Here is a 12,199-nt window from a genome sequence, read left to right on the forward strand (position 1 = left end):
ATATATAAACTATGAGCAAATTCTTACTAAAAAACGGAAGCGGCTCCTTGTGTTGCAAAGGCTGCGGACGACAAGATAACAAACTCAACACTTACGACTGGCTGGCGGATATACCCGGAAATGCCGAAGAACAGGATATGGTTGAGGTACAATTCAAAAATACCCGAAAGGGATATTACAAAAACAGCAACCGCCTTCCATTGGAAAAAGGTGATATTGTAGCAGTAGAAGCCAGTCCGGGACATGATATCGGCACCGTAACACTGACGGGCCGACTGGTTCCTCTACAGATGAAAAAGGCTAACATCAAACCGGATGCAGAAATTCGCCGCGTATACCGAAAGGCTAAACCGGTAGATATGGAAAAGTACGAAGAAGCCAAATCGCGCGAACATAATACCATGATTCGTTCACGTCAGATTGCAGCCGACTTGGGCTTGCAAATGAAAATTGGTGATGTGGAGTATCAGGGAGACGGTAACAAGGCTATCTTCTATTACATTGCAGACGAACGTGTAGACTTTCGTCAGCTGATTAAGGTGCTGGCAGAAGCGTTCCGTGTGCGTATCGAAATGAAACAAATCGGTGCCCGACAGGAAGCCGGACGAATTGGAGGTATCGGTCCCTGCGGACGTGAATTGTGTTGTGCAACCTGGATGACAAACTTCGTATCAGTATCTACCAGTGCAGCTCGTTATCAAGATATCTCGCTGAATCCACAAAAATTAGCTGGGCAATGCGCAAAACTGAAGTGTTGTCTGAATTACGAAGTAGACGCCTACGTAGAATGCCAGAAACGTTTACCAAGCAAAGAACTGACGCTGGAAACTCTGAATGGCACATATTATTATTTTAAGGCAGACATTCTGAAAGGTACCATCACCTACTCTACCGACAAGAGTTTCCTTGCCAATGAAGCCACTATTACAGCCAAAAGAGCTTTCGAAATCATCAATATGAATCGCCGTGGTGAAAAACCAGAAAAGCTGGAAGATATTTTCAGACAGGACAATGCTCGTCCAAAAGATTTGCTTGAACAGGAAAGTCTGACCCGTTTTGATAAGAGTAAAAACAGCAAAAACAAAAAGAAAAAGAAAGCTGAAGCTGCTCCTATAGAAAAAAGCGGTAATAAACCTGCAACTCAGCCAGTAAAAGAAGCACAAGCAGATAAACCCAAAGAAAACCGTACACGGGATAATCAGCCAAAAGAAAAGAATCGTCCTCCACAGCCCAAAAGTAATAAGAACAAAGATGATGTGACAATAAAAGCGGCAGAAAGACAGGAAACTGCAGGCGAAAGTACAGAAGAAAAGACACAACGTCCAGTACGCAATAACCGTAACCGTAATAATCGCCGCCCGAAAAACAATAATCGCAATCAGGACAAGGAAAAGAACAATTCCGGACAAAATACAACAGGAGCCTCTGAACAAGGCAATACAAACCATGAAGAATAAATGGATATTCTGCCTCTTCTCAGTACTGTTTGGTATCATAGGATGTAGAAACAGTACGGTTTATCATACTTACCAGCCAACCACCGAAAGGGGTTGGCTGAGTAAGGATACACTATATTATGCTTTACCTACTGATATTCTTCCAAACAACTTCAAGCTAAATATCGGTATACGACATACAGAATTATATCCATACAAGGATATATGGGTTGCAGTAGGATGCAAGGAAAATCCAGCAAAAAAAGATACATTTCATTTATATCTGACCGACCAGAAAGGACGTTGGACCAGCAATACCACCGGACGTTTATATCAGTGCAATTTTGATAAAGGAAATCTGAATCTATCTTCTCAAGACAGTACTCTATATATTATCCACTTGATGAGCGACTCGATACTGACAGGTATTCATGATATGGGAATCCGTTTATCGCTCCCGAGCCGCATCAATACGGAGGAAAACAAAAAGTAAGATTGTAAATCCCCATAAAGAAGAACCTCCATAACTGAAGAAAGGAAGCGGAATACCAATTACAGGTGTCAATCCAAGCACCATACCGATATTGACGAACAGATGGAAAAAGAAAATACTCAATACTGAATATCCATAGATACGCCCAAACCGGGAAGTCTGCCGCTCTGCCAACATAATGAGGCGACAAATCAAAATAACAAACAGAAGAATAACAGCAGATGAGCCCAAAAATCCTTGTTCCTCACCTACAGTACAAAAGATAAAGTCTGTATCCTGCTCCGGTACATACTTAAGTTTTGTCTGAGTTCCATTCAGAAAACCTTTGCCAGCAAATCCTCCAGAACCAATCGCAATCTTACTTTGGTTTACATTATATCCGGCTCCGGTAGGATCATCTTCCATCCCTAACAAAACTTCAATACGAATCTGCTGGTGCGGCTCCAGTACATTATTGAATACATAATCAGCCGAGAAGAAAAAACCTATCGAACAAATAGAGAACAACATAACATACAGATAGTTGGCAAATCGTTCACGCAAAAAGAGATACAGTAAATAACCCACTAAAGCCACACAAACAAAACCCTGCAACCAAGCCACATCGAATGGAATGACATACAAAGAAAAAAGAAGTCCCAGAAACACTGTTCCCCCTCCATAAAGTAGAATTATATTTACCGCTTTCTGATTACGGCAATAAGCCTTAACCAATAAAGCAGAAAATAAGATTATCAAGCTAAATACCGAAAAGGCTCCCCACGACGTACATTCATCCGGCATCATCACTGCGTTAAATCGTATTCCTACAATAAAATAAATGACAGCACAAACTCCTGCAAATAGTACAGAACCCGTCATTCCTTCACGATACAAAACCAAAAAGAAGGCAAAATAGACCAATGCAGAGCCTGTTTCCCGCTGAAGAATAATCAAGATCATCGGAACAAATATCATACCCAAGCATATCAGCATATGCTTAGTACGCTCAATTGAGAAAGTATATTCGCCCATAAACTTGGCCAATGCCAAGGCCGTCGTAAACTTTGCAAATTCAGCAGGCTGCAAACTGACAGGTCCCAATACAATCCACGACCTGGAGCCTTTAATTTCGTGAGGATTGAAGATTGTACCAAAAAGCAACAGCAGCAGAATACCATAAAATAAATAAGCATACGTATCGTAAAAACGAGCATCCAGCATCAGAAGAACAAAGCCAAGCCCCAACGAACAGCCAATCCACATCAACTGTTTACCGGCACGTGTCGTAAAGTCAAAAAAGTTAGGCTCTCCATAATCATAACTGGCTCCACACACACTCAACCATCCACATAAGACAAGAATCAGATAAAGTCCGATTGTCCACCAGTCTACTGTTTTCCAGATACTATCTCTCGTGTATACCATAATCTATTCTTCGTTGTTGGATGTCAGTAGCCAACACCTCATCTTCCGGTGACAGCTTTCCTTTTAAATATTTCTCAATCATCAGTTTTCCGATAGGAACTCCATAAGTAGCTCCCCATCCTCCATTTTCAACATACACGGCAATGGCTATTTTCGGATTGTTCATCGGAGCAAATCCCATAAAAGCAGAGTGGTCTCTTCCATGGTTTTGTGCAGTACCGGTCTTACCACAAACTTCTATATCCGGAAGATTCGCAGCCCGACAAGTTCCACCCAATACTGCATTTCGCATTCCTTCGACTACCTCATCGTAATGCACCTTATCTACCATGGTATATCGCTTTTCCTTATATTCTGGAGCAAGAGGCTCTCCTTCTATCTGTTTTACCACATGAGGGGTAATAAAATAACCCCGATTAGCAATGGTAGCTCCCAAGTTAGCAATCTGTAAAGGCGTTGCAGTAACCTCCCCCTGTCCGATAGCAATACTAATGATGGTCAGTCCATTCCATGATCCTCGATAAGCCTTGTCATAATAACCCGCATTAGGAATCATACCTCGCTTCTCTCCTGGAAGATCAATACCCAATGTATATCCAAATCCCATCGACACCATATAATCACGCCATGTATTCATTGCTTTCTGTACAGAGCCATATTTTTGGCGTGCTCCTATCATATAGTACAACCCCCAGCAAAAATAGCCGTTACATGAAGTAGCAATAGCCGGAATCAGCGATAGTGGAGAAGGATGACCGTGACAACCTACGTGCAGACCTCTATACGAAAAGCCACCTACACAAGAATAAGAAGTACCTGTCGTAATGATTCCTTCCTGAAGAAAAGTCAACGCCTGAGTAGTCTTGAAAGTAGAACCCGGAGGGTAAGTTCCCATAATAGCACGATTCAGCAAAGGTTTCCATGGATTGCGCGCCATTTCCAGATGATTTTTCCCTCGGTTACGTCCCACCATCAGACGAGGATCATAAGTAGGAGAAGAAACCAGACACAAAACTTCACCTGTAGAAGGCTCAATAGCCACAATACTGCCAATCTTACCTTCCAGCAATCGTTCTCCCAGCATCTGCAGCTCAATATCCAAGCTTAATGTCAGATTCTTTCCCGGAACAGATGGTTTATCGAAAGCACCATCCATATAGTTTCCCTGAATACGTCCATGAGCATCACGCAGCAAAACTTCTACACCTTTTTCTCCTCGCAGTTGTTTCTCGTAAAAACTTTCCACTCCCAATTTCCCGATAAAATCTCCTGGAGCATAGTATTCATCCGCTTCCATTTCCGATTTAGAAACTTCTGCAATATCGCCTAAGATATGAGCACCCGCATTGTAATTGTACTGCCGTATCGTTCTTCGCTGTATATAAAAGCCCGGAAACTTAAATTGTTTCTCTTGAAAAACGCCACATTCCTCGGCAGACAACTGAGACAGGAAGACCTGATTAGTATAAGGAGAATAGCCCGGATTAAGTTTTCTATTCTTCAAGTCACGAAAACGTTTCCTCAGAAAATCGGGTGTTATCTGCAATGTACGACAAAGATCCAATGTATCCAAAGAAGTGATTTCTTTCATCACCACCATAATATCATAAGCCGGCTGGTTATAAACCAACAGTTTATCAGTACGATCGTATATCACCCCCCGACTGGGATATTGCACTTTTTTCAGAAAGGCATTGCTGTCTGCATGTTTCTTATAATCATCGCTCATAATCTGCAAGACGAACAGACGCACAATAAAAAGCAGTGCTACGACAAGCACCGCACCACCTATCACGTATTTTCTCCGTTCCAGATTATAATCTCTTTTCACTTCTTTCCCGAAATATAATTAACACACAAAATAAACAAAACAGTCATAGCCACATCGGATACCACTTTCAGCATAAACAATTTCCAGCTGAACAAAGAAAATGTATCGAGAAGATGCAAAATAAATACATAGAGAAACGTACAAGTCAATACATACCTAAAATAAGGCAAGAAACCTATTTGCCTCATATCAGGAGCTGCTTCTTCGGGTATATCACGTACTGTCTGTATACGCAGAAGAGGATGACGTACAAAAGCAAGAAAAGTAGCTGCTGCAGCATTCATCCCCGGTGTATTACAAAAAAGATCGATAGTCAATCCAAGGAAGAAAGCCCAACACAGCAATGCGTTTCGAGACACATTTACATCCAGACTAAATATAAAATAGATGTAAAATAACGGAGTGGCATATTCATAAATATGGATATGATTGAGCACCAGTACCTGAAGCAGTACCAAGCCCACAAACCATAATAAGCGTTGCATAAACTGTACCATCGCTATCTATCCGTTTTTTTAATTCTTTTCTACACTTCGTTCCAATTCATTCAACTCTTCTCTGCCGGTAGAGGCTATCACTTGTACACTATTCAGACGTGCAAAGTTAGTGAAAAGCTTGACTCTCAGCCAATATGTCAGACCATCATGACTATCCTTCATATCATCCACAACTCCAATTGGAATACCTTCAGGGAATACCGCACTATGCCCACTTGTCACTATTGTATCTCCCAAAGAAAACTCAGAATGACGAGGCATATCTTTTACTAATGCATACTGAGAAGACCCTCCTTCCCACTTTAAAGCACCCAAATATTCTGTACGCTTAATCTTACAACTGATACTACTCTTGGCATTCAGTACGGAAAGTATCAACGAATAATGAGAAGAAGTCTGATACACAATACCGACAACTCCATTCCCATCAATCACTCCCATTTCCGGGCGGATTCCATCTTTCTCTCCTTTATTGATAGTAATATAGTTATTCAGACGAGTAATGCTGTTATTCACCACGTCTGCCGGATAGCATTGATAATCCCGTAACACATCTTCTTGCAGGCGTGCAATGGAAGTAGTATCGGCTGTATAATGAGCCAGTTCCTTTTTCATTTGTTCGACCAGTAATTCCAGCTCCGTATTTCTTGCAACCAATGCCTTGTTTACTGAACGAAGTCCAAAATAAGAAGTAATATCACTTACTTCTTCACAAATCATGCCAGATAATGAGTTTGCCGAAGTAAAAAATACGCTTCCCTGATAGCTGTTAAAACGAAACAACAAGACAAAACTGATCACTTCCAAGAGAAAGAAAAGTAACCAGTAATTATATTTCAATAAGAAGCGTAGCAGATTTTGCATAAACAAAAAAGATTTTAATCACTTTAAGCAGTGCAAAGGAGATTATCATGCAATCTCTTTTACACTGCTTAAAGAAAAAAGGAAGAAGAAAGATTATCTCATCAAGAATGAGAAACGGTCTACATTCTTCAATGCAATACCCGTACCCTTTGCTACACTCAGCAACGGATCTTCAGCTATATGGAAAGGTATGTTAATCTTCTCTGTCAGACGTTTGTCGAGTCCGCGAAGCAAAGCACCTCCACCAGCCAAATAAATACCATTGCTTACAATATCTGCATAAAGTTCGGGAGGAGTATTTTCCAAGGCATTCAGAATAGCTGTTTCTACCTTTGCAATGCTCTTTTCCAGACAATGTGCAATTTCCTGATAACATACAGGAATTTCCATAGGCAAAGCTGTAATACGATTCGGTCCTCTCACGATATAATCTTCCGGAGCATCATCACCCAAATCGGTCAACGCAGCACCTACATGCAATTTGATACGTTCAGCCATACGTTCACTGACCTTGACATTATGCTGACGAGCCATATATTCCTGGATATCAGCAGTCAGATCGTCTCCAGCAACACGGATTGAACTATTCGAAACGATACCACCCAAGGAGATGACAGCAATCTCCGTAGAGCCACCACCTATATCAACAATCATATTACCTTCAGGAGCTTCCACATCAAGACCAATACCTATTGCTGCAGCCATCGGCTCAAAAATCAGATAGACATCACGTCCACCTGCATGCTCTGCGCTATCACGTACAGCACGAAGTTCAACTTCGGTAGAACCGGAGGGAACCCCAATCACCATACGAAGTGAAGGAGTAAACAAGCGGCGTCCGGTGCTGGCTTTCTTAATCAAACCACGCATCATCTGCTCACATGCATTAAAGTCTGCAATCACTCCATCTCTCAACGGACGTACAGTACGGATATTCGGATTTTCTTTTTCATACATCAGTTTTGCACGTTCACCTACCGCAATCATTTTTTCCGTACGGCGGTCGAGTGCTACTACTGAAGGTTCATCTACTACAATCTTGTCGTTGCTAATAATAATGGTATTAGCAGTTCCAAGATCCATTGCTATTTCTTGTGTAAAGGAGAATAAACCCATTTTTTATCTTTTGAACTATTTACAAAACAGACAATGAAAGTATCTTGTTCAAATGCACAGGCAATTAAAACAAGACACTTTCACTGCAAATATTAATGTTTAAAGTGACGAACTCCAGTGACCACCATGGCTACCCCATGTTCGTTGCAGTACTGGAATGTCAATTCATCTTTTACTGATCCACCCGGCTGAATCACTGCCTTGATACCTTCTTTATCTGCAATTTCCACACAGTCTGGGAAAGGGAAGAAAGCATCGCTGGCCATCACAGCTCCATTCAAATCAAAGCCAAATGATTTAGCCTTTTCAATAGCCTGCTTCAAGGCATCTACACGTGAAGTCTGTCCCACTCCACTTGCTACCAGCTGTTTGCCTTTTGCCAAAACGATAGCGTTACTCTTGCTGTTCTTTACAATCTTATTTGCAAACAACATATCATCAATTTCAGCTTCCGACGGAGCCTTTTCTGAAACCTGCTTCAAGTCTTCACGAGTTTCAATGCGAGTATCTTTATCTTGTACCAATACTCCATTCAACAAAGAACGGAACTGTTTGCGAGGCATTTCAGCTGCTTTACGTACCAAAATAATACGGTTCTTCTTCTGAGTAAGAATCTGCAATGCATCCACATCATAATCCGGAGCAATAATCACCTCGAAGAACAATCCGTTGATTTCTTCTGCTGTAGCACGATCTATCGGAGCGTTTGTAACCAACACACCACCAAAAGCAGAAACCGGATCGCCAGCCAAGGCAGCCTTCCATGCTTCGAGTACAGTTTCACGTGAAGCCAGTCCACAAGCATTATTATGTTTCAGAATTGCAAATGTAGTTTCGTCGAATTCATCAATCAAATCAATAGCGGCGTTGATGTCCAACAAGTTGTTGTAAGAAATTTCCTTACCGTGAATCTGATCGAAAACCTTGTTTAAATCGCCATAGAAATAACCTCTCTGATGAGGATTCTCTCCATAACGTAAAGTTTTCTGATCTTCTACCGCACAACGGAAAGCTGAGCCTTCTTCTCCATCGAAATAGCCGAAAATAGCAGAATCATAATGAGAAGAAACGGCAAAAGCCTCTTTCGCAAACCAGCGACGTTCTGCCAATGTAGTGACTGCACCGTTTTCATTCAGGATATCGGCAAATGGTTTATATTGAGCCTTGCTGGCAACAATTACCACATCATTGAAGTTTTTGGCAGCTGCACGAATCAAAGAGATACCACCTATATCAATCTTTTCAATAATAGCCTGTGCATCGGCACCCGAAGCCACAGTATCTTCAAACGGATACAAGTCTACAATCACCAAATCAATCTCAGGAATCTCATATTGTGCAATCTGCTGAAGGTCTCCTTCCAGGTCACGACGACACAGAATACCTCCGAAAATTTTAGGGTGAAGAGTTTTTACACGTCCTCCTAAAATAGAAGGATAAGTAGTCAAATCTTCTACTGCCTTACAAGGATATCCCAGTGACTCGATAAACTGACGGGTACCTCCTGTGGAAAGGAATTCTACACCTTCTGCATGCAACTTTGTAATAATCTCATCCAGACCATCTTTATGATAAACCGAAACTAATGCGGTTTTGATTCTTTTTGACTCTGCCATCGCTATAACTTTTTAAAATATTTGGGCACAAAGTTAGAAAAAATCGGTTGTATCTCATATAGTAATAAGGGGAAATATTATTTATTAAACATCATTATGGAAATATCCATCAATTTTAATATACTCAAAGAACGGATTTACCATTTAAACACCTTATCTATAATTATATATTCTGTATCCGACGGGTTTTGTAACACAAATGTAACACATATGACACTTCAATATAATATGCCTGAGATATTTTTGCACGCATAAAAACAGTACTAACAATATTATATGGAAACAGTTTATCTAGGAATTGTGATATTCCTTTTCATGCTGGCAGTATTCGACCTGCTGGTAGGTGTCAGTAACGATGCTGTAAACTTCATGAATTCCGCAGTCGGAGCGAAAGTTGCACGTTACAGAACAATCATTATTGTAGCAGCAATCGGAGTATTTGCCGGTGCAGTCATGAGTAACGGAATGATGGATATTGCCCGTCATGGAATCTTCCAGCCGGCCAATTTCAGTTTCTACGAAATCATGTGTATTTTATTGGCAGTCATGGTCACTGACGTGGTACTGCTGGACGTATTCAACACATTAGGTCTTCCCACCTCTACTACCGTATCCATGGTATTCGAACTCTTAGGTGGTACATTTATCTTAGCTATTCTTAAAATAATCGGCGACGAAAGCGGACTTCTTTCACTGGGCGATATGATGAATACAGAAAAAGCGCTGTCCGTCATTATGGGTATCTTCCTGTCCGTAGCCATTGCTTTCATTGCCGGAACATTCGTACAATACATTTCCCGTCTGATTTTCAGTTTCAATTATAAGAAAAAACTTTCCTGGACAATCGGTATCTTCGGAGGTATTTCTGTAACCGCTCTTTCTTACTTCGTCCTGATAAAAGGTTTGAAAAGCGCTCCTTTCATGACACCGGAGTCATTAGCATGGATTCAGGAAAACACCACCATGCTTGTTATCGGATGTTTTGTATTCTTTACAGCCTTAATGCAAATCTTGCACTGGTGTAAAGTGAATGTATTCCGTATCATCGTCTTATTGGGTACATTCTCTCTGGCTCTGGCTTTTGCCGGAAATGACTTGGTGAACTTTATCGGTGTGCCTTTGGCTGGTTTTTCTGCCTACACAGATTATGTGGCCAACTCAAACGGTGCAGATATACACAGTTTCATGATGACTTCGCTCATGTCGTCAGCCAAAACTCCGGTAATCTTCCTGTTTGCTTCGGGAGTTATCATGGTATATGCTCTGGCAACTTCTAAAAAAGCCAAGAACGTAATCAAGACTTCTGTCGATTTGGCCCGTCAGGAAGAAGGTGATGAAATGTTCGGTTCATCGGCACTGGCCAGAACCATTGTACGTCGTGCAACCAACATTAACGAATTCCTGACTCGTGTAATTCCGGCTAACGTACGCCAGTGGATAGACAGCCGTTTCAACAAAGATGAAGTGATACTGGAAAATGGTGCAGCATTCGATATGGTACGTGCTGCTGTCAATCTGGTATTGTCTGGTCTGCTGATTATTATCGGTACAACCATGAAACTTCCTCTTTCTACTACATATGTAACCTTTATCGTAGCCATGGGTACTTCATTGGCAGACCGTGCCTGGGGACGTGAAAGTGCAGTTTATCGTATTACCGGTATGCTGTCAGTTATCGGTGGATGGTTTATCACTGCATTCGTAGCATTCACCATCTGTGCTCTGGTTACAGCCATCATGTTCTACACAAGTTTCGCAGGTATGTTTGTCTTCATCTGTGTAGCAGTCTTCCTCCTTGTGCGCAGTAACATCCAATACAGCAAGAAAGAAAAGACCGAACAACAGGACGATACATTCAAGCGTATGATGTCTACTAAAGACAAGAGTGAAATCCTTTCACTGTTACGCCAGCATGTAAAAGAAACCATGACAGACTACATCGAATACAGTCGCAACGCATACATTCAAGTAACAGATGGCTTTATCAATGAAGACTTGAAACTTCTGAGAAAAGTCATCAACTCAACCGACGAACAGAAAAAGATGCTGAAGAAACGTCGCCGTAAGGAAATTCTGGGATTACGACGCATTCCTATCACCATCGCAATAGAAAAGAACACTTGGTTCCACTTGGGAAGCAACAGCTGCGAACAGATGCTTTACTGTTTGAAACGTATCGGCGAACCTTGTAAAGAACACGTGGATAACAACTTCAACCCTATTCCACAAGTTTGTATCGAAGAATTTATGCCTATACGTCAGGAACTTTCCCAACTGATGGAACGCACTCGCACTGCTATCGATCAAAACAACTACGACAGTGCAGACGAAATTCTGAAGCAGGGAGATGATTTGAAAAACAAAATTTCAGCTCTCCGCAAGCAACAAATGAACCGTATGCAGGAAGCAGACACGACCAATCTGAAAGCACTGATGGTATACTTGAATATCTTGCAGGAATCACAAGAGTTGGTAAGCATCTGGCGTCATTTGCTGCGTGCAAGCCGCTTCTTCCAGCTGGACTATGTACCACAGGAAATGCCTCATCTTGCCGCCACAGAATAAACACACAATATCCCTAAAAAGAGAAACCCTGTAAAAGTTGTAAAGCTTTTGCAGGGTTTTCTCTTTATGCATCTCCTTGATATCTTACTGACAAAATGTAAATATCCAATTTATTCTGCTGGTGCGATTATAATGAATGACAAAATGTCAAATCAGAGCCCCACAGGCAAGCAAATCTGGAACTATATACAGAGTTTGTGAAAACGAAGGCCGTTTTTTAACAGATACGATTTTCCATAAATTAAGCGGAAATCGAACTCACGCAGCAAATGTATAGAGCACATGGCCACTTTCCTCATAAACGCCACAAAATGCACAGATATCAAGTACAGATTATCATGATAAAAATCACCTGATTTATCGGCAAAAAACAT

Annotated in this window: 9 protein-coding genes; 3 read left to right on the forward strand and 6 right to left on the reverse strand. The window is 41.3% G+C overall.

Going from position 1 to position 12,199, the window contains the following annotated elements; all coding sequences use genetic code 11:
- Positions 1 to 11 precede the first annotated feature (11 nt).
- Both O6P32_RS04870 and O6P32_RS04875 read left to right on the forward strand, forming a co-directional pair.
- A complete protein-coding gene (locus O6P32_RS04870) occupies positions 12 to 1,457 on the forward strand; it encodes a PSP1 domain-containing protein (protein ID WP_269877127.1) in 1,446 nt (481 codons plus the stop codon).
- Entirely contained in the window at positions 1,447 to 1,929 is a 483-nt protein-coding gene (locus O6P32_RS04875) for a gliding motility lipoprotein GldH (protein ID WP_269877129.1), read from the forward strand. Before O6P32_RS04870 ends, O6P32_RS04875 begins: the two co-directional genes overlap by 11 nt.
- Here O6P32_RS04875 and rodA read toward each other — a convergent pair.
- The 6 genes from rodA to purH form a co-directional block, all read right to left on the reverse strand.
- On the reverse strand, positions 1,885 to 3,336 hold the full coding sequence (rodA, locus tag O6P32_RS04880; protein WP_269877130.1) for a rod shape-determining protein RodA: 1,452 nt from the start codon (positions 3,334 to 3,336) through the stop codon (positions 1,885 to 1,887). The genes O6P32_RS04875 and rodA overlap by 45 nt on opposite strands.
- Positions 3,317 to 5,167 carry a penicillin-binding protein 2 gene (gene mrdA / locus O6P32_RS04885; RefSeq protein WP_269877131.1) on the reverse strand — a complete coding sequence of 617 codons (1,851 nt, stop codon included), beginning with the start codon at positions 5,165 to 5,167 and terminating at the stop codon, positions 3,317 to 3,319. Before mrdA ends, rodA begins: the two co-directional genes overlap by 20 nt.
- Positions 5,164 to 5,664, reverse strand: a complete 501-nt coding sequence (gene mreD, locus O6P32_RS04890) for a rod shape-determining protein MreD (RefSeq protein WP_269877132.1) — start codon at positions 5,662 to 5,664, stop codon at positions 5,164 to 5,166. Before mreD ends, mrdA begins: the two co-directional genes overlap by 4 nt.
- An 18-nt stretch (positions 5,665 to 5,682) precedes the next feature.
- On the reverse strand, positions 5,683 to 6,528 hold the full coding sequence (gene mreC, locus O6P32_RS04895; RefSeq protein ID WP_269877133.1) for a rod shape-determining protein MreC: 846 nt from the start codon (positions 6,526 to 6,528) through the stop codon (positions 5,683 to 5,685).
- A 93-nt stretch (positions 6,529 to 6,621) separates the two neighbouring features.
- The gene (locus O6P32_RS04900; protein WP_269877135.1) at positions 6,622 to 7,644 is read right to left on the reverse strand and encodes a rod shape-determining protein; all 1,023 of its coding nucleotides are present in this window, start codon (positions 7,642 to 7,644) and stop codon (positions 6,622 to 6,624) included.
- Positions 7,645 to 7,736: 92 nt separating this feature from the next.
- Entirely contained in the window at positions 7,737 to 9,260 is a 1,524-nt protein-coding gene (gene purH, locus O6P32_RS04905; RefSeq protein WP_269877136.1) for a bifunctional phosphoribosylaminoimidazolecarboxamide formyltransferase/IMP cyclohydrolase, read from the reverse strand.
- Between the two features lie 276 nt (positions 9,261 to 9,536).
- On the opposite strand from purH, the gene O6P32_RS04910 reads away from it, so the two are divergent.
- Positions 9,537 to 11,825 (forward strand): inorganic phosphate transporter, encoded by a 2,289-nt coding sequence (locus tag O6P32_RS04910; protein WP_269877137.1) that lies wholly within the window; start codon positions 9,537 to 9,539, stop codon positions 11,823 to 11,825.
- The last annotated feature ends 374 nt before the right edge of the window (positions 11,826 to 12,199 follow it).

Origin of the sequence: Phocaeicola acetigenes (assembly GCF_027529745.1) — a bacterium.
Lineage (GTDB): Bacteria > Bacteroidota > Bacteroidia > Bacteroidales > Bacteroidaceae > Phocaeicola > Phocaeicola acetigenes.

Coding starts and splice junctions, on each gene's coding strand:
- O6P32_RS04870 (WP_269877127.1), top strand. CDS start 12: ATGAGCAAATTCTTACTAAAAAACGGAAGCGGCTCCTTGTGTTGCAAA.
- O6P32_RS04875 (WP_269877129.1), top strand. CDS start 1,447: ATGAAGAATAAATGGATATTCTGCCTCTTCTCAGTACTGTTTGGTATC.
- rodA (WP_269877130.1), bottom strand. CDS start 3,336: ATGGTATACACGAGAGATAGTATCTGGAAAACAGTAGACTGGTGGACA.
- mreD (WP_269877132.1), bottom strand. CDS start 5,664: ATGGTACAGTTTATGCAACGCTTATTATGGTTTGTGGGCTTGGTACTG.
- mreC (WP_269877133.1), bottom strand. CDS start 6,528: ATGCAAAATCTGCTACGCTTCTTATTGAAATATAATTACTGGTTACTT.
- O6P32_RS04900 (WP_269877135.1), bottom strand. CDS start 7,644: ATGGGTTTATTCTCCTTTACACAAGAAATAGCAATGGATCTTGGAACT.
- purH (WP_269877136.1), bottom strand. CDS start 9,260: ATGGCAGAGTCAAAAAGAATCAAAACCGCATTAGTTTCGGTTTATCAT.
- O6P32_RS04910 (WP_269877137.1), top strand. CDS start 9,537: ATGGAAACAGTTTATCTAGGAATTGTGATATTCCTTTTCATGCTGGCA.